16 protein-coding genes, 1 tRNA gene and 1 pseudogene are annotated in these 16,494 nt (G+C 69.2%); 11 read left to right on the top strand and 7 right to left on the bottom strand.

The window, feature by feature from the left end:
• Positions 1–110: 110 nt before the first annotated feature.
• The 3 genes and pseudogenes from QNA08_RS03140 to QNA08_RS03130 form a co-directional block, all read right to left on the bottom strand.
• Entirely contained in the window at positions 111–494 is a 384-nt protein-coding gene (locus QNA08_RS03140; protein ID WP_283739199.1) for a ComEA family DNA-binding protein, read from the bottom strand.
• 190 nt (positions 495–684) lie between these two features.
• Positions 685–769: transfer RNA gene (locus QNA08_RS03135), tRNA-Leu, on the bottom strand.
• 122 nt (positions 770–891) lie between these two features.
• Positions 892–1,128 (bottom strand): annotated as a pseudogene (locus QNA08_RS03130) (FliM/FliN family flagellar motor switch protein); the annotation flags it as partial.
• A gap of 74 nt (positions 1,129–1,202) precedes the next feature.
• Between QNA08_RS03130 and lipB the strand changes: the two are divergent.
• The 5 genes from lipB to QNA08_RS03105 all read left to right on the top strand — a co-directional run bounded on the left by lipB (position 1,203) and on the right by QNA08_RS03105 (position 5,995).
• Positions 1,203–1,913, top strand: a complete 711-nt coding sequence (gene lipB, locus QNA08_RS03125; RefSeq protein ID WP_283739198.1) for a lipoyl(octanoyl) transferase LipB — start codon at positions 1,203–1,205, stop codon at positions 1,911–1,913.
• Between the two features lie 124 nt (positions 1,914–2,037).
• Positions 2,038–3,645 carry a carboxyl transferase domain-containing protein gene (locus tag QNA08_RS03120; RefSeq protein ID WP_283739197.1) on the top strand — a complete coding sequence of 536 codons (1,608 nt, stop codon included), beginning with the start codon at positions 2,038–2,040 and terminating at the stop codon, positions 3,643–3,645.
• A gap of 180 nt (positions 3,646–3,825) precedes the next feature.
• Positions 3,826–4,584 carry an SDR family oxidoreductase gene (locus tag QNA08_RS03115; RefSeq protein ID WP_283739196.1) on the top strand — a complete coding sequence of 253 codons (759 nt, stop codon included), beginning with the start codon at positions 3,826–3,828 and terminating at the stop codon, positions 4,582–4,584.
• A gap of 77 nt (positions 4,585–4,661) precedes the next feature.
• Complete coding sequence (locus QNA08_RS03110; RefSeq protein WP_283739195.1) at positions 4,662–5,012, top strand: RidA family protein; 351 nt, start codon at positions 4,662–4,664, stop codon at positions 5,010–5,012.
• 137 nt (positions 5,013–5,149) lie between these two features.
• Positions 5,150–5,995, top strand: coding sequence for a protein-L-isoaspartate O-methyltransferase family protein (locus tag QNA08_RS03105; RefSeq protein WP_283739194.1), 846 nt, complete (start codon positions 5,150–5,152; stop codon positions 5,993–5,995).
• 100 nt (positions 5,996–6,095) lie between these two features.
• Here the strand turns inward: QNA08_RS03105 and QNA08_RS03100 are convergent, their stop codons facing one another.
• Complete coding sequence (locus QNA08_RS03100; RefSeq protein WP_283739193.1) at positions 6,096–7,421, bottom strand: MFS transporter; 1,326 nt, start codon at positions 7,419–7,421, stop codon at positions 6,096–6,098.
• 227 nt (positions 7,422–7,648) lie between these two features.
• On the opposite strand from QNA08_RS03100, the gene QNA08_RS03095 reads away from it, so the two are divergent.
• The 3 genes from QNA08_RS03095 (at position 7,649) to QNA08_RS03085 (ending at position 10,993) form a co-directional block, all read left to right on the top strand.
• Positions 7,649–9,619, top strand: a complete 1,971-nt coding sequence (locus tag QNA08_RS03095) for an acetyl/propionyl/methylcrotonyl-CoA carboxylase subunit alpha (RefSeq protein WP_283739192.1) — start codon at positions 7,649–7,651, stop codon at positions 9,617–9,619.
• 131 nt (positions 9,620–9,750) lie between these two features.
• Complete coding sequence (locus tag QNA08_RS03090; protein ID WP_283739191.1) at positions 9,751–10,188, top strand: DUF1489 family protein; 438 nt, start codon at positions 9,751–9,753, stop codon at positions 10,186–10,188.
• A 454-nt stretch (positions 10,189–10,642) separates the two neighbouring features.
• Positions 10,643–10,993 carry a VOC family protein gene (locus QNA08_RS03085; protein WP_283739190.1) on the top strand — a complete coding sequence of 117 codons (351 nt, stop codon included), beginning with the start codon at positions 10,643–10,645 and terminating at the stop codon, positions 10,991–10,993.
• 18 nt (positions 10,994–11,011) lie between these two features.
• Here the strand turns inward: QNA08_RS03085 and QNA08_RS03080 are convergent, their stop codons facing one another.
• Positions 11,012–11,374: a hypothetical protein gene (locus QNA08_RS03080; protein ID WP_283739189.1), complete on the bottom strand. Its 363-nt coding sequence runs from the start codon at positions 11,372–11,374 to the stop codon at positions 11,012–11,014.
• Between the two features lie 185 nt (positions 11,375–11,559).
• Here QNA08_RS03080 and QNA08_RS03075 point away from each other — a divergent pair, with 185 nt between their 5' ends.
• Positions 11,560–11,916 (top strand): hypothetical protein, encoded by a 357-nt coding sequence (locus QNA08_RS03075; RefSeq protein ID WP_283739188.1) that lies wholly within the window; start codon positions 11,560–11,562, stop codon positions 11,914–11,916.
• Between the two features lie 39 nt (positions 11,917–11,955).
• Here QNA08_RS03075 and panC read toward each other — a convergent pair whose 3' ends face one another.
• Positions 11,956–12,801: a pantoate--beta-alanine ligase gene (panC, locus tag QNA08_RS03070; RefSeq protein ID WP_283739187.1), complete on the bottom strand. Its 846-nt coding sequence runs from the start codon at positions 12,799–12,801 to the stop codon at positions 11,956–11,958.
• A gap of 201 nt (positions 12,802–13,002) precedes the next feature.
• Here panC and QNA08_RS03065 point away from each other — a divergent pair, with 201 nt between their 5' ends.
• Positions 13,003–13,746: a vWA domain-containing protein gene (locus QNA08_RS03065; protein WP_283739186.1), complete on the top strand. Its 744-nt coding sequence runs from the start codon at positions 13,003–13,005 to the stop codon at positions 13,744–13,746.
• Entirely contained in the window at positions 13,743–14,462 is a 720-nt protein-coding gene (locus tag QNA08_RS03060; protein WP_283739185.1) for a DnaJ domain-containing protein, read from the top strand. The genes QNA08_RS03065 and QNA08_RS03060 overlap by 4 nt, the downstream gene beginning before the upstream one ends.
• 193 nt (positions 14,463–14,655) lie before the next feature.
• Here the strand turns inward: QNA08_RS03060 and QNA08_RS03055 are convergent, their stop codons facing one another.
• Positions 14,656–16,236 (bottom strand): serine hydrolase, encoded by a 1,581-nt coding sequence (locus QNA08_RS03055; RefSeq protein ID WP_283739184.1) that lies wholly within the window; start codon positions 16,234–16,236, stop codon positions 14,656–14,658.
• Positions 16,237–16,494: the final 258 nt, after the last annotated feature.

The following is a 16,494-nucleotide window of genomic DNA, read 5'->3' as shown; positions in this document are numbered from 1 at the left end:
GGCACGATTATGTCCAGCGTCCCCGGCGACGGGCGGGCACGGGGCGCCGGCAGGGAAACGGCGGCCGTGGGGCTGCCGTTTCCCATCTGTGTCGCATCGGAAGCACCCGATCAGGACTTCTGCTTGGCGATGATCTTGTCCTTGATCTCCTTGTAGACGCTCTCGGGCACGATCTTCTTCTGCACGAGTTCGTCCTTGCCCTTGTAGGGCCGGCCCTTGATGATCGCCTCGGCCCGCACCTTGCCGATGCCGGGCAGGGCCTCGAGTTCGGCGAGCGATGCGGAGTTGATGTCGAGGAGGGTTTCGGCCGGCTTCGCCGTGGTGGCCGGGGCCGTCGCGGGCTTGGGCGCCGTCGCGGGCGCAGCCGGAGCCATGGTGCCCGCCGGCGGCTTGGCCGGCGTCGCCGGGGTGGCCGGTGCCGTCGTCTGGGCTAAGGCCGGCGAGGCGATCAGCAGGCCGAGCGTGGCGAGCGTTCCGAGACTGAGCTTGCGCATGGTGATTCTCCTCGTGGAGATGGTGTCGGATGGGCCGACATGCGCAGGAGGCTAGGAGCACCCGCTTGAACTCGCGATGAACGGTTTCGCATGCAACCGTTCGGGCTCGGGCGCGCGTGTGCGCGGCGCGGAAAACGAAACGGCGGCCGTAAGAGCCGCCGTTCGGAGCCGCGAGGCTCGGGAGAAACTTTGGTGCGGCCGAGAGGACTCGAACCTCCACTGGTTGCCCAACTAGCACCTCAAGCTAGCGCGTCTACCAATTCCGCCACGGCCGCGGGAGCGCTTCGTTCAGGCTGTCCCGCCGAAGCGAGCGGGGGTGTAACAGATCGATGTCGGGTCCACAAGTGCGTCGAAAGGGCTCTCGCGCGGCCTGTGGGCAACGTCGTCCTCAGCGGGCGATGACCTCGGGCTTGCGGATGAGTTCCTTGACCTCGACGGCAATGTGCGTGCCGTTGACGACAACCTCGCCACGGGCGATGGGATGGCCGTTGGCAAGGATTTCAACCGCATCGTTCTCGGGCGTCTCGAGCTCGATGATGGCACCGCGGCCCATGCGCAGGAGCTTGTGGATGGGCATGCGCGCCGTGCCGAGGACCACGGTGACGTCGAGATCGATCTTGTCGAGAGAAGCCACGAAACCCACCTCCAGCCTGCAGCCGCAGGGGCGGCCGGTGCTCGTCGAGCACAACATCAAAACAGGGTGAACCATTGGTTAACGCGCGCGACGGGCTCACTGCGGCATTGCTTCCCCGAGACGGCGGGCGTCCGGTGGAATGGCTGGTGAGCGACGGGCTCGTCGACTACGAGACCGCCGTCGCCGCCATGGAGGAGCGGGTCGCCCTGATCGCGGCCGGCCGGGCGGCCGAGCGCGTCTGGCTCCTCGAACATCCGCCGCTCTATACCGCCGGCACCTCGGCGCGGGACGAAGACCTCGTCGAGCCCGACCGCTTCCCGGTCTACCGCTCCGGCCGCGGCGGCCAGTTCACCTATCACGGGCCGGGCCAGCGTGTGGCCTATGTCATGCTTGACCTCAAGCGCCGGGCGCCTGACCTGCGCCGCTACGTGGCGGCGCTCGAAGCCTGGCTCATCGACACGCTCGCCGCCTACAACGTGCGCGGCGAACGGCGCGAGGACCGGGTCGGCGTGTGGGTGCGCCGGCCGGAGAAGGGGGCGCTCGCCGAGGACAAGATCGCCGCCATCGGAATCCGGGTGCGGCAGTGGGTGACCTTCCACGGCATCGCGCTCAACATCGAGCCGGATCTCACGCATTTCTGCGGGATCGTGCCCTGCGGCGTGCGCCAGCACGGCGTCACGAGCCTCGTCGATCTCGGCATTCCGGTGACCATGCCGGAGGTCGATTCGGTGATGCGCGCCTCCTTCGAGCGCATCTTCGGCGAAACGGTGGCGGTCGGCGGCTAGTCGGCGAGGCGGCGCGCCGCTGGCGGCGCACAGCGTCTTCGCATCGCCGCACGTTGCCGCCCGGGCGCCCGCACGTCATAGTCCGCCGCAACGGGAAACCCTGATTTGCGCGATGGGAGGCGACGTGCCGGCGCTCACCACCACGGTCGATCCGCATTCCGACGAGTTCCGGGCCAACCGCGAAGCCTGGGCGGTGCTACGCGAGGAGCTGCAGGCGCGCAGGGCCGAGGTAGCCGCCGGCGGCCCGCCGAAGGCGCGCGAGCGCCATCTTGCCCGCGGCAAGCTCCTGCCGCGCGAGCGTGTCATGCGGCTCATCGATCCCGGCTCGCCCTTCCTCGAAGTCGCGCCGCTTGCCGCGCACGGGATGTACGGCGACGCCATCCACGGCGCGGGCCTCATCACCGGCATCGGTCGCGTCGAGGGCCGCGAGGTCATGGTCGTGTGCAACGACTCGACCATCAAGGGTGGCACCTACTACCCGCTCACCGTCAAGAAGCACCTGCGCGCGCAGGAAATCGCGCGCGAGAACCGGCTGCCCTGCGTCTATCTCGTCGATTCCGGCGGGGCGAACCTGCCGCATCAGACCGAGGTCTTCCCGGACCGGGAGCATTTCGGCCGCATCTTCTACAACCAGGCGACGCTCTCCTCGCTTGGCATTCCGCAGATCGCCGTCGTCATGGGCTCGTGCACGGCCGGCGGCGCCTATGTGCCGGCGATGTCGGACGAGACCATCATCGTGCGGCGTCAGGGCACGATCTTCCTCGGGGGGCCGCCGCTGGTGAAGGCGGCGACGGGCGAGGTCGTTTCGGCCGAAGATCTTGGCGGGGCGGACGTGCACGCCCGCCAGTCGGGCGTCGCGGACCATTACGCCACCGATGACGTGCATGCGCTCGCGCTCGCCCGGCGCATCGTGGCCAACCTCAATACGACGAAGGCCACCGACATCGCGCTCGCCGATCCGGTGGAGCCGAAGCTCGACGTCGCCGAGCTCGAAGGGCTCGTGCCCACCGACCTGAAGAAGCAGTACGACATCCGGGAGGTGATCGCCCGCATTGTCGACGGCTCCGAATTCGACGAGTTCAAGCGCCTCTATGGAACGACGCTCGTCACGGGCTTCGCACGCATCTGGGGCGTGCCCGTCGGCATCATCGCCAACAACGGCATCCTCTTTTCCGAATCGGCCCTCAAGGGCGCGCATTTCATCGAGCTGTGCTGCCAGCGGCGCATTCCGCTGCTCTTCCTGCAGAACATCTCGGGCTTCATGGTCGGCCGGCAGTACGAGGCCGGAGGCATCGCCAAGGACGGGGCGAAGCTCGTCACCGCGGTCGCCTGCGCGCGCGTGCCGAAGATCACGGTCCTCGTCGGCGGCTCCTTCGGCGCCGGCAACTACGGCATGTGCGGGCGTGCCTATTCGCCCCGCTTCCTCTTCACCTGGCCAAACAGTCGCATCTCCGTCATGGGCGGCGAGCAGGCGGCGAGCGTGCTGGCCACGGTCAAGCGCGACAACCTCGAGGCCGAGGGCAAAGCCTGGAGCGCCGAGGAGGAGGAGCATTTCAAGGCGCCCATCCGGGCGCGCTACGAGGAAGAGGGCAGCCCCTACTACGCGACCGCGCGGCTCTGGGACGACGGCATCATCCTGCCCTCCGAGACGCGCCGGGTGCTCGGCCTCGCCTTCTCCGCCTGCCTCAACGCACCGGTGGAGGAGACGCGCTTCGGCGTGTTCAGGATGTAGGCGCCGCCGTCCCGCCTGCCACCGGGGCGGCCAGACAGGGGCGGCGCATCGCGATCTCACCCATGCCGGCGGGGCATGGTCCGGGCGCAGGCGTTGCGGCGGCTTGGCTATTCGCCGGGCAGCCCCCTGCTAATCTCTCCATGAATCGACGCACCAACGACGTGCAGGGAGCGAAACGGCATGGCATCGCAGGGCAAGGTGGCGCTGATCACGGGGGCGGGCTCCGGCGTGGGACGGGCGGTGGCCATCGCCTTCCTGAAGGACGGCTATTCGGTGGTTCTCGCCGGGCGGCGCAAGGATGCGCTCGACGAGACCATCAGGCTGTCGGGCGCGCCAGGGGAGCGGGCGCTCGCGGTGTCGGCCGACGTCACCGACCCGGCGTCGGTCAAGGCCCTCTTCGCCGCCTGCCGGGAGCGGTTCGGCCGCCTCGACGTGCTCTTCAACAATGCCGGCGTCAGCGCCCCCGGCCTGCCGCTCGAGGATCTTTCCTTCGAGCAGTGGAAGACCGTGGTCGACACCAACCTCACCGGTCCCTTCCTGTGCACGCAGGAGGCCTTCAGGCTGATGAAGGAGCAGACGCCTCGCGGTGGGCGCATCATCAACAACGGCTCCGTCTCGGCGCAGGTGCCGCGGCCGAACTCGGCGCCCTACACGGCGACCAAGCACGCCATCACGGGCCTCACGCGCTCGACCTCCCTCGACGGCCGCAAGTATGACATCGCCTGCGGGCAGATCGACATCGGCAATGCCGCGACCGACATGGCCATGAAGATGGCCGAGGGCGTGCCGCAGGCCGACGGCTCCATCCGCGCCGAGCCGCTCATGGACGCGGCGCATGTGGCCAATGCCGTGTTGCACATGGCGAGCCTGCCGCTCGAGGCGAATGTCCAGTTCATGACGGTGATGGCGACCAAGATGCCCTATATCGGCCGCGGTTGACCGGTCGTTCCTTCCCTTCCATCCCCTTCATACCCGGCGCGCCCTCCGGCGGGCCGTTCCAGCACAAGGAGAAGCGCATGTCTTCCATCGAACGCATCGGCGTCGGCCCGCGCATGAGCGAGGCGGTCGCCTATGGCAATCTCGTCTTCCTGTCGGGCGAGGTGGCCGAGGACACGACGCAGGACGCCGCCGGCCAGACCCGGCAGATCCTCGCCTCGATCGACGAGACCCTGAAGAAGGCCGGGACCGACAAGACGAAGATCCTCAAGGCCAATATCTGGCTCGCTGACATCAAGGACTTCGCCGCCATGAACTCGGTGTGGGACGCCTGGGTGCCGCAGGGCCATACGCCGGCGCGCGCCACGGTCGAGGCGAAGCTCGCCGCCCCGCAGTATCTCGTCGAGATCATGGTGGTGGCGGCGCGCTGAGGACGGCCCGCCTTCCGGCGATGGCCGGAGGGCGGCCCTTCGTCTTGCGCGCCATGCGGAAGGGGCCGCTGATCATTCCCGCGAGGGGATGTAGACTTCTCCCCTCGCAGCGGGCCGCTGCTCCCGGGGAGGGGCCCATGCCCTCCGAGACCGTCGAGGAGGCGCGCCGGCGCTATGCCGAGCGTATAGCGGCGCGGCAGCGCGTGGTCGACCGGCGCATCGTCGCCGCCTTCGCCTCGGTGCCGCGCGAGGATTTTCTCGGGCCGGGGCCATGGATCGTCCTCGGCGCCTTCGGCTACTGGCGTACGGCCGACGCCGATCCCCGGCACATCTACGAGGACGTGCTGGTGGCGCTCGACCCCATGCGCGGCATCAACAATGGCGAGCCGTCCCTGCATGCCGGGGGCATCGACGCCCTGAAGCTGCGCAGGGGCGACCGCGTCGCCCACATCGGCTGCGGCACGGGCTACTACACCGCCATCATCGCCGAGATCGTCGGGCCGCGCGGTTGGATCGACGCCTATGAGATCGAAGCCGATCTCGCGGCCCGGGCGCGTATCTGCCTCGCCGATCGCGACAACGTCACGGTGCACGGTCCGGAGGACTGCCTCGGGCTGCTGCCGCCGGTCGAGGCGATCTACGTCTGCGCCGGCGCCACCGGCCCGCTGCCGGCCTGGCTCGATGCCCTCACGGAGGGCGGGCGCCTCGTCTTTCCGCTGACCGACACGCGCGGGCGGGGCGTGCTCATGGGGCTTGAGCGCTGTGGCGCGGCCTTCAGGGTGCAGGTGCTGGAGCCCGTCTCCTTCATTCCGCTCGTCGGCGGGACGGATCGTGCGGAGGGTGAGGCCGTCGCCATCGCGCTGGCGCGGGCAGCGCTGCGCAAGGCCCGGTCGCTGCATCGCGGCGAGCCTGGAGTGGAGGACACCTGCCTCGTTGCCGGGAAAGGCTGGTGGCTGTCGCCCGACCCGGTCATACGGACCTGAGCCGGCGCCCGCGCCATGCATGCGCCTGGCGGCGGGGCCGGGCGCAAGGAGGCACGCGCCGGGGCCGTGGCGCGCGCCTCCATGTGATGCGGCGGGCCCGTCAGTGGCCTGCGTCGATGCGCGACGTCTTCCGCGTGTCGGGCATCAGGGCATAGACCGCGAGCGAGAAGGCGATGCAGCCGGTGACGTACCAGTAGAACCCGCTCTCGTGACCCATGTCCTTGAACAGGAGGGCGAAATACTCCGCCGTTCCGCCGAAGATGGAGACCGTGAGCGCGTAGGGCAGGCCGACGCCGAGCGCGCGGATGTTGGTCGGGAACAGCTCCGCCTTCACCACGGCGTTGATGGAGGTGTAGCCCGAAACGATGACGAGCGCCGCCATGATGAGGAAGAACGCCGTCCAGGCATCCTTGGTCTGGCTCAGCGTCGTGAGCAGCGGCACGGTCGCGAGCGAGCCGAGCACGCCGAAGGCGATGAGCAGCGGCCGGCGGCCGATGCGGTCGGAGAGGGCGCCGACGACGGGCTGCAGCAGCATGAAGATGAAGAGGGCGGCGGCTGAGATCAGCGTCGACTGGTCCTTGGTCAGACCCACGGTGTTGACCAGGAATTTCTGCATGTAGGTCGTGTAGGTGTAGAACGCGACCGTGCCGCCGAGGGTGAGCCCGATGACCGTCAGGATCTCGCGCGGGTGCCTGAGCAGCGCCTTGAGGAGGTTTTCCTTGGGTTGCCGCGCCTTCTTGACGGTGAAGGCCTCCGTTTCCTCGATGTTGCGGCGCAGGTAGAGGGCGCAGACGGCGCAGAGCGCGCCGATGAAGAAGGGGATGCGCCAGCCCCAGCTTTCGAGCTCGGCCGGGGTCAGGAATGCCTTCTGCAGGAGGAGCAGCACAGCGAGCGCCAGAAGCTGACCCATGATCAGCGTCACGTACTGGAAGCTCGAATAGAATCCGCGGCGTTCCTTCGTCGCCATCTCGCTCAGGTAGGTGGCGCTGGTCCCGTACTCGCCGCCGACGCTCAGACCCTGGAGGAGGCGCGCCACGACGAGGAGGATCGGCGCGAGGATGCCGATCGTGGCGTAGGCCGGTGTCATCGCGATGATCAGTGAGCCGAAGCACATCAGCACGACCGAGGCGGTGAGCGCCGCCTTGCGGCCGTAGCGGTCGGCATAGAGGCCCATGAGCCAGCCGCCGATCGGGCGCATGAGGAAACCGACAGCGAAGACCGCGGCCGTATTGAGCAGTTGGGCTGTAGCATCTCCGTTCGGGAAGAACGATTTGGCAAAATAAAGCGAAAAGGCCGCGTAGACGTACCAGTCATACCACTCGACCAGATTGCCGATAGACCCGCCGAATATGGACTTGAGGCGATGGCGAGTGTCGGCCGGCGGCGCGCCGACTTCCGCGGCTGCCGCCCTTTTCTGAACAGGCATTCGGAGCTCCTTGCAGCGTTGCTCCTCGGGCCCTCCCTGATTGTTGGCGCCTCCATGGACCATTCCGTGCGCAGGGCAAAGGGGAAAATGCGCAGGGCTGCACGATTTTTGCCGCCGCCGCCCATGTCCCGGGCGGTGACGGGGGTGGGCAACAGGTCTACTTTCGCATCGCAACCGGGCGGGCTAGACCCGGGGCAAAGAGCACTCAAGCCAAGGGTGGAACCGTCATGCTCGACAGCGTCCTCATCGCCAATCGTGGCGAGATCGCCTGCCGCATCATCCGCACGGCGCGGCGGCTCGGCATGAGGACCATCGCCGTCCATTCGGAGGCGGACGCGGACGCGCTGTTCGTCGACATGGCCGACGAGGCCCATCTCATCGGCCCGGCCCCGGCGCGCGACAGCTACCTCGTCATCGACAAGATCATGGACGTCGCCAGGAAGTCCGGGGCGGCCTCGATCCACCCCGGCTACGGCTTCCTGTCCGAGCGGGCGGAATTCGCCGAGGCCTGCGCGGCGAACGGTATCGCCTTCGTCGGTCCGCCGGCCAGCGCCATCCGCGCAATGGGGCTCAAGGACGCGGCCAAGGCCCTCGTCGAAAAGGCGGGCGTGCCGGTCGTGCCCGGCTACCACGGCGACCGCCAGCAGGCCGACTTCCTGCGCCAGAAGGCCTACGAGATCGGCTTTCCCGTGCTCATCAAGGCGGTGGCGGGCGGTGGCGGCAAGGGCATGAAGCGGGTCGACAAGCTCGCCGAATTCGAGGAGGCGCTGGCAAGTGCGCAGCGCGAGGCGGCAAGCGCCTTCGGCGACCCGCGCGTGCTCATCGAGAAATACGTGCTGTCGCCGCGGCACGTCGAGATCCAGATCTTCGCCGACACGCACGGCAATGTGGTGCATCTGTTCGAGCGCGACTGCTCGCTGCAGCGCCGCCACCAGAAGGTGATCGAGGAGGCGCCGGCACCCGGCATGACGCCCGAGATGCGCGAGGCCATGGGGCGCGCGGCGACGGAGGCGGCCCGCGCTGTCGGCTACGTCGGGGCCGGCACCGTCGAGTTCATTGCCGACGGGCGCGAGGGGCTCAGGCCGGACCGCTTCTACTTCATGGAAATGAACACGCGCCTGCAGGTCGAGCATCCGGTGACGGAGGCGATCACCGGGCTCGACCTCGTGGAGCTGCAGTTCCGCGTCGCTTCCGGCGAGGCTCTTCCCTTCGTCCAGGCCGATCTCGCGCCGGACGGCCACGCCGTGGAGGCCCGCCTCTACGCCGAGGATCCCGAGAAGGGCTTCCTGCCTTCGACCGGGCGGCTGTGGGCGCTGCAGTTTGCGGAAGGCGAGGGCATCCGCATCGACACGGGGGTGGAGGCCGGCGACGAGGTGACGCCCTTCTACGATCCGATGATCGCCAAGGTGATCGCCCATGCGCCGACGCGCGAGGAGGCGCTCGACAAGCTTGCAGCGGTCCTCCGCGACACGATCGTTGCCGGGCCGAAGACCAACGTCGCCTTCCTCAGGAAGCTCTGCGAGGCGGAGGACTTCCGCGCCGGCCGGTTCGACACGGGCTTCATCGACCGCAACATCGAGGCGCTCGGCGCCGTGCCGCGCGGCCTCGACGCGGCCGCCGTCGCCGCCGGCGCCTTGATGCTCGTGCAACAGGAGGAGGAACGCACGGCGCTCGGTCGTGCGCCGCATAGCGACCTTGTGGCGGCCGGCGGTTGGTGGGAGGATGACGGCTTCCAGCTCCTCGGTCGCCGACATACGGGATTGCCGCTCCTCGTCGAGGGCGCGCGGCTCGACGTGGATCTGTCGTTCGACCGCAACGGGCCCTCGATCGAGATCCCCGGTCACCCGGTCGCGCCCGGCGAGCACGGCCTCATGGTGGTGGAGGGGGACGGTGGCGTCCTCGTGCTGCGCGAGGGGCGGCAGACCAGCGTGAAGCTCTACGATCCCTTCACCGTCGATCTTGAGCACATGGATGGGGACGGCCTTGTCAAGGCGCCGATGCACGGCAAGCTCGTCGCCGTTTTCGTCGAGGCGGGGCAGACGGTGGAGAAGGGCCAGAGGCTCGCCGTGGTCGAGGCGATGAAGATGGAGCATGCGCTCGTCGCGCCCTGTGACGGCGTCGTCGCCGAGATCGCGGCCGAAGCCGGGGCGCAGGTGGCGGAAGGCGCGCGCGTCGTGCTGATCAGGGCGGCGGAATAGAAGGCGCCGATGGGGCGCCTGCGACGCGCCCCATCGGCGCCTCGTTGGTGAGCCGTCTTATGCACAGTCACGCGGCCTCGCCGGCGCAAGGGCTGCTTCGCGTCGGCGGCGTGATGCCCTAAGAGGAGGCCATGCCCCTTCACCTCATCAAGCTGTGCGTCGGTGCCGAGTCGATCCGTGATCTCGAGGAGTGGATCGAGGAGACGATGCTGCAGAAGCGCCGCCTGGGGCAGCCCGAGGAGCAGACGCATACGACGCGCATGGTGCCCAAGCGCATCGACGAGTTGCTCGACGGCGGTTCGCTCTACTGGGTGATCAAGGGGCAGGTGGCCTGCCGCCAGCGGCTCCTCGACATACGCCCCTTCACGGATGGCGGGGGCATCCACCGTTGTCATCTCGTGCTGGAGCCCGTCGTGATGCCGGTCGAGCCGCGCCCGAGCCGGCCCTTCCAGGGCTGGCGCTATCTCGACGCCAGGGACGCGCCGAAGGACATCGGCCGCACCGCCGGCGACCTTGCCGACATGCCGGAGGCGCTGCGCCGCGAACTTGCGGGCCTCGGGCTGATCTGACCTTTCACTGCCGCGTCCGGTGGTGGCACAGTGCCGGCTGTGGGGTTCACGAGGGGGCGGAGCATGCGTATGCGCAGGGACTCACGGGCGGATGGATAGGCCGGCGCGCGGACTCGCGCCTTCGCGCCAATCGCCCTCCTCATGACGGCCGTCTTGCCCGCGCGTCGCTTGCGGCGGCGCCTTGCAAGACCGTCGAGACTGCGCCGGGTGTCGCGGTTCCCGACCCCGCGTGCCGCGCGGCAGCCAAGCCCGCACGCGAGGCGGTGCGGGGGAGCGCCAAGATGCCCGGCCATTTCGATCTCGGCGGGGTGAAGGTGCAGGTCGGCGGCAGCATCCGCGGTGAGGCGGCGGTGCGCAGCCGCTAACCCGGCAGCCCCGCACGCGCCATCCAGACAGGCTCGGCGTTCACGTCCGGAAGGTTCGTTTGAGGGACTGCGGAGCGACGGGGACGGTCGTGAAGGTCAAACGCATTGTCGCCAATATCGATGCCCGCGACCTCGCGCGGGCGAAGAGCTTCTACGGGGACGCGCCCGGTCTCGAGCTGCTGATGGATCACGGCTGGATCGTGACCTACGGCACGCGGGAGGACATGGGCGTCCAGATCAGCATCGCCGCCGAAGGCGGCTCCGGCACGCCCACGCCCGATCTGCCGATCGAGGTCGACGACCTCGACGCTGCGCTCGCGCGCATTCGAGGAGCGGGCTTCGCTGTCGAATACGGACCGGCCGAGGAGCCGTGGGGCGTTCGCCGCTTCTACGTGCGCGATCCCTTCGGCAAGCTCGTCAACATCCTGGCCCATCGGTAGGATGGGCGGTCCCGGCGCCTAGAGGAAGAGGTCCTTCGCCCCCCGCGCGGCGAGATCACGCTTCTGGTGCATGCACCATCGTTCCTCGCCCGTCGCCGTCACCTCCTCGTGCCGCCGTGGCAGCTCGCTGGCCAGCGCCCGGGAATAGGCCTCGGCGCCGAAGGCATCGGCGCCGATGGCCTTGAAGGTGGCCTTGTAGGCTTCCACGCGCTTGGGATCGACGGGGTAGAACCGGGCACAGACCTCGCCGAGGACGGCGAAGAGGCTGTAGGAGCGGGCGACGCCCTCGGCGGTGATGTCCTGGGCGGACGCACGCGGGACGTTCGGCCAGGCCGCGAGCGCGAGGATGACGGCGGCGAGCCGGAGCGGGCGGAGGGGCATGTCTGTCTCTGGCGGGGAGGCGCCGCCTCGGCCGCGCGGCCTCGGGCTTGCGGCGAGTCGGTTCGCGCCCAAGACCATGCGGGACGCGCCTGCCCCTGTCACGTGCCGCAGCGCACAGCCGGCGACGGGCCTGTGGACGACACTTTCCCCATCGGAAGCGGGTAGCGAAGCCGATGGAGGCTTCCATGTTGATCGGTTCGTCGGAAGGCCAGGGATGGCGCTACGAGGTCTTCGAGAGCAGCGAAGGCTATCTCGTGCTCATGCGCGATCGCGACACCGGTGCCGTTGACGGGGCCGACGGCAAGGTGTTCCGAACGGCAGCAGCAGCATTCGCCTATGCCGAGATGGCGGCAGCCTCCGACCGCTGCGCGGCGGCGCGGGTCGCCGGCGAGGACGCCGCGGGTCTGACGGCCGAACTGGCCGCGACGCAGCGGCTCTACAGCGAGATCAGCCGCAGCCTGGCGGATGACGGCATGGCCGCGCAGATGATCGTCGCCTGGGAGAAGGCGGCCGCGGCGGCCGAGCGCCGGCGGCTCCATTGAGCGTTGCCCGGAGCGGGGTCTCGTGGTCGCCGGCGAGGCTCACACGGCGAGATTGTCGATGAGACGTGTTCCGTCGAGGCGGGCGGCCACGAGCAGGCGCACCGGCTCCGCCTGCACGCTCTCCACCGGCGCAAGCGTTTCCGCGTTCCGGGCTTCGAGATAGTCGATGGTGAAACCGGCATCCGTCAGACGCCGGCGCCCATCGGGGAGCACGGTCGCCGGCGCTTCCCCGGTGCGCAGACGCGCAGCGCAAGTGGACAGCGTCGCATGGATGGCGGGGGCCTTCGCCCGCGCCTCGGCCGAGAGGTAGCGGTTGCGCGACGACATGGCGAGGCCATCCGCCTCCCGCACCGTCTCGCCGGGCACGATCGTGACCGGCAGATCAAGGTCGCGCGTCATGCGGGTCACGACCTTGAGCTGCTGGTAGTCCTTCTCGCCGAAGACGGCGAAGTCCGGTGTCGTCTGGATGAAGAGCTTGGAGACCACCGTCGCCACGCCGGCGAAATGGGTGGGCCTGAAGGCGTCTTCGAGTCCTGCTGTCGCTGGCCCCTCGAGCGACACGGTCGTGGCGAAGCCCGCCGGATACATCTCCTCGACGCTTGGCGCGAAGACGAGATCGGCGAGCGTTCCGAGCCTGCGGCGATCGTCGTCGAGCGTGCGCGGATATTTGGCGAAGTCCTCGTTCGGGCCGAACTGGGTCGGATTGACGAAAATCGAAACGACCACGCGCTCGGCCTGCCGGCGGGCGATTTCCACAAGCGACAGGTGGCCTTCATGCAGGGCGCCCATCGTCGGCACGAGAGCGATGCGTGCACCTTCCCGACGCCAATTCCCCACTGCCCGCCGCAGGGCCTCGACCGTCGGCGCAACCGGCGTCATGTGCATCTGCGATGTCCTCCCGTCGCCGCCCGCGAGGACCGAGGCCCCGGAGGCGTTATTGCTGCGTTGCAGCATATCTAGCAAAGCCCGCGTCGCCGTCCAATGGAACTATGGTGAACCTGTGTGCGAGAGCGATGCGCACGCTTGGCAGCCGCGCGGAGCCACACCAGATTCCAGTGGCGAGAATCACGAGGAGCGGAAACGCCGATGGCTCGCGGCGAACAGCCGAAGCCGCCCGCGAAGGGTGCGACGAGCGACGTTGTGGCGTCGAGCGGAGAGGCGATCGATGCGTTCCTGAGCGAGGCGCGCGCGGTGGCTGGGCTGTCGCCTGATGCCTGCGCCGGGCGCCTGGTCTTCGCCCTCGACGCCACCATGAGCCGCCAGCCGACCTGGGACCTCGCCTGTTCGGTGCAGGCGGAGATGTTCGAGGCTGCGGGCGCCGTCGGCGGGCTTGCGGTGCAGCTCGTCTATTTCCGCGGCTATGATGAATGCCGCGCCTCCAGCTGGGTGACGGACGCCCGGGCGCTGACCGGGCTCATGGACCGCATCGCCTGCCGTGGCGGGCACACGCAGATCGGGCGCGTGCTGCGGCATGTGCGCAAGGAGGCCGGGCGCTCGGGCGTGCGCGCGCTCGTCTACGTGGGCGACGCCATGGAGGAGCCCCTCGACGATCTCTGCGCCGTCGCGGGGGAACTCGGCCTTCTCGGCGTCAAGGCGTTCGTGTTCCACGAGGGGCAGGACCCTGTCGCCGGCGAGGCCTTCCGCCAGATCGCCCAGCTGACCGGCGGCGCCTATGCGCGGTTCGACGCGCGCGCGCCACAGTCGCTCGCGGCGCTGTTGCGCGCGGCGGCGGCCTATGCGAGCGGAGGCCTCGACGCATTGCGCCGGATCGCTGACCATGAGGCGGGTGAGGCGCGCAAGCTCCTCGCCGCGATGAGCCAGGCCCGATGATCACGCTGCTCTACGGTGTGCTCGCCGTCGCCATTCTGTGGTGGCTGAGCCGCGTCTATGCCCAGGCCGACCCGAAGAAGCTCGCGCTTGCCCTGCGGAAGGCGGGCGGCATCGCGGGCCTTGCGCTCGCGACCTTCCTTCTCGTGCGCGGGCGCTGGGACGTGGCGCTGCCCGTCGCCGGCTTCGGCTGGTGGCTTCTGACGGGCAACGGCTTCGGCCTGCCGAACTTCGGCGGCGGTGCACGGACCCGCAAGGCGAGAGGGGCGGCCTCGCGCGTACGCTCGGCGACGATCGAGATGGAACTCGACCACGACAGCGGCACGATGCGGGGCCGGGTCATCGCCGGTCCGCATGCCGGCGTGGCGCTCGACGACCTCGGTATCGAAACGCTTGCGACGCTCTACCGCGATTGCGCGCGCATGGATCCGGACGGGGCCCGCCTCCTAGAGGCTTATCTGGACCGCCGGTTTCCCCGCTGGCGTGAAGACGCTGACGCGTATGTGCACGCGGGGGCGGGCCGCGAGGCGCAGTCGGGCGCGATGTCGGAAAAGGAGGCTTACGAAATTCTCGGCCTTAGCCCGGGGGCGGGCGAGGACGAGATCCGTCGTGCGCACCGCGCGCTCATGAAGAAACTGCACCCCGACCAGGGGGGCTCGACCTATCTCGCGACCCGGGTGAACCAGGCCAAGGAGACTCTCTTGCACCGGCATCGCTGATACTCCACGCGCGTTCCGGTCGAATGCTTCACTCGTCTTGTCGCCTCGGGAGCCGGCGCCGTCGCCGCCTCCGTTGTTTGAGCCAGATCCGGTCGCAGACCCGGCGGCCGCTTCCGCGCGTCGGGCCCGACCGACAGCGTCACCCGGGGGCGCGCCGCTTCTCGTTGTCGGCTCGGGAAAGGCCAGCCCGCGGTCAGCCGCGGGTGGCGAAGCAGGAAAAGCCGCTGCGCTTCAGCGCCTTGCAGGCGGCCTGCGCGCTATCCGCCTCGAAGCCCGAGAAGCGGGCGCGGTAGAGGGTGGCGTTGCCCTTCGTCACCTTTTCGGTGAAGGGCTCGGCCTTGGCGAGCACGCCGCGCGACTTCGCCTTGGCCTCGGCAAGGATATCCTTGGCCTTGCCTTCATCCTCCGTCGCGCCGAGCTGGATGATCCAGCCCGAGGGGCGGGCGATGCTCTTGGCCTCAGGCTCGGCCTTCGCATCGGCCTTGGCGACGACCGTCCGGCCCGCCCTGGCGTTCTTGCCGTCCGTCCTGGCATCGACGGCGGACTCGACCGTCGCTCGCACGGGCACGGGGGCGATGGAGGCGACGACCTCACGCGGCGCGGTCTCCGCCCGCTGGGTCGGCTGCGGGCCCTGCACCCAACGCAGGTTCGAGGGCGTGGCGGTGGAGCCGGAGGCCGAGGCGACCACCGGGCGGATGTTCGACAGGTCGAGGGGCTTGGCGATCGGGGCGGTCGGAGCGGCCTGCGCCACCTCGGCCTTGGCCGGAGTGACGCGCGGGATCGCGGCCGTGGTCTCGACCGGGGCCTCGTCGCTCGGGCGGGAGCGCGGTGCCTCCGCGACGACGGCGGGCTTCGGCCGGTCCTGCGAGGGTGCCTCGGCAACGACGGGCGCGGTGCGCGCACCGGCATAGGCGCGCGGCAGCTGCTCGCGAACGAGCGAGGCCATGATCTGGTCGCGCGAGGCGCCGGAGCGGCCGCCGAGCACCACGGCGACCACGTGGCGGCCCTCGCTTTTCGCCGAGGTGATCAGGTTGAAGCCCGAAGCGCGCGTGTAGCCGGTCTTGATGCCGTCGACGCCCTCGACGCGGCCGAGGAGCTTGTTGTGGTTGGGCATCGCGCGGCCGGCGTAGTGGAACACGCGGGTCGAGAAATAGGAATAGTAGCGCGGGAAGCGGTCCTGGATGGCCCGGCCGAGAATGGTGAGGTCGCGGGCGGTGGTGATGTTCGGCGGGCTCGAGGGAAGGCCGTTGGCGTTGTGGAAGGTCGTGCGGCTCATGCCGAGCGCCCGCGCCTTCGCCGTCATCATCTGCGCGAACTCGCTCTCCGAGCCGGCGATGTTCTCGGCTACCGCCACGGCGACGTCGTTCGCCGACTTCGTCACGAGCGCCTTGATCGCGTCCTCGACCTCGATGGTCGAGCCAGGGCGCAGCCCGAGCTTGGAGGGCGCCTGGGACGCCGCATAGGCCGACACCTTCAGGTTCGTGTCGAGCTGCATGCGCCCGCGCTCGAGCTGCTCGAAGAGCAGGTAGAGCGTCATGACCTTGGTCAGGGAGGCGGGGATGCGCGGCGCGTCCTCGTTCTCGGCGTGCAGCGTCCTGCCGGTCTTGGCGTCGACGACCATGGCCGCGTAGGGCGGACTGTAGGCAGGCGCGCGGTGGCGTCTGCGTGCCGCCTCGGCCGGCGACGACGTGGCGACGACGACGGTCGCCACAACTCCCACGATCCCGGCGAGCGAGCCATGCCACCGCCGGGCCGCAACGCAACCCCAAACCATACTGTCCGTCCCCGACTGTCGACGGCCCGGAAGGCCGAGAACGGCCGCGGAGGTCCTCCCCTGGACCCGTAGCACCCGCGGCACAGTCAACGACGGTAGGAGGACGGGGTTACGGATGGGTTAAGGGCAGGTTGGGGAGGCGGCTCAATTTTGCAGTGCAGCGCATTTCTTGACATTCGTTGTGCGGTGCACATATAACTCGCTTGCCGGGCTCCAAGTATGCGTTCCTCGCCGGAGCCGGTGGTTGAAACGCCGGAT

This window comes from Chelatococcus albus, assembly GCF_030067675.1.
In the GTDB taxonomy this organism is placed as follows: domain Bacteria; phylum Pseudomonadota; class Alphaproteobacteria; order Rhizobiales; family Beijerinckiaceae; genus Chelatococcus_A; species Chelatococcus_A albus.
This window is presented reverse-complemented; position numbering and strand designations above follow the sequence as displayed.

What these genes read in the sequence shown, in the direction of transcription:
- QNA08_RS03140 (WP_283739199.1), bottom strand. Translation starts at nt 494, where the DNA reads ATGCGCAAGCTCAGTCTCGGAACGCTCGCCACGCTCGGCCTGCTGATC.
- QNA08_RS03115 (WP_283739196.1), top strand. Translation starts at nt 3,826, where the DNA reads ATGGCATCGCAGGGCAAGGTGGCGCTGATCACGGGGGCGGGCTCCGGC.
- QNA08_RS03110 (WP_283739195.1), top strand. Translation starts at nt 4,662, where the DNA reads ATGTCTTCCATCGAACGCATCGGCGTCGGCCCGCGCATGAGCGAGGCG.
- QNA08_RS03105 (WP_283739194.1), top strand. Translation starts at nt 5,150, where the DNA reads ATGCCCTCCGAGACCGTCGAGGAGGCGCGCCGGCGCTATGCCGAGCGT.
- QNA08_RS03100 (WP_283739193.1), bottom strand. Translation starts at nt 7,421, where the DNA reads ATGCCTGTTCAGAAAAGGGCGGCAGCCGCGGAAGTCGGCGCGCCGCCG.
- QNA08_RS03095 (WP_283739192.1), top strand. Translation starts at nt 7,649, where the DNA reads ATGCTCGACAGCGTCCTCATCGCCAATCGTGGCGAGATCGCCTGCCGC.
- QNA08_RS03090 (WP_283739191.1), top strand. Translation starts at nt 9,751, where the DNA reads ATGCCCCTTCACCTCATCAAGCTGTGCGTCGGTGCCGAGTCGATCCGT.
- QNA08_RS03080 (WP_283739189.1), bottom strand. Translation starts at nt 11,374, where the DNA reads ATGCCCCTCCGCCCGCTCCGGCTCGCCGCCGTCATCCTCGCGCTCGCG.
- QNA08_RS03075 (WP_283739188.1), top strand. Translation starts at nt 11,560, where the DNA reads ATGTTGATCGGTTCGTCGGAAGGCCAGGGATGGCGCTACGAGGTCTTC.
- panC (WP_283739187.1), bottom strand. Translation starts at nt 12,801, where the DNA reads ATGCACATGACGCCGGTTGCGCCGACGGTCGAGGCCCTGCGGCGGGCA.
- QNA08_RS03065 (WP_283739186.1), top strand. Translation starts at nt 13,003, where the DNA reads ATGGCTCGCGGCGAACAGCCGAAGCCGCCCGCGAAGGGTGCGACGAGC.
- QNA08_RS03060 (WP_283739185.1), top strand. Translation starts at nt 13,743, where the DNA reads ATGATCACGCTGCTCTACGGTGTGCTCGCCGTCGCCATTCTGTGGTGG.
- QNA08_RS03055 (WP_283739184.1), bottom strand. Translation starts at nt 16,236, where the DNA reads ATGGTTTGGGGTTGCGTTGCGGCCCGGCGGTGGCATGGCTCGCTCGCC.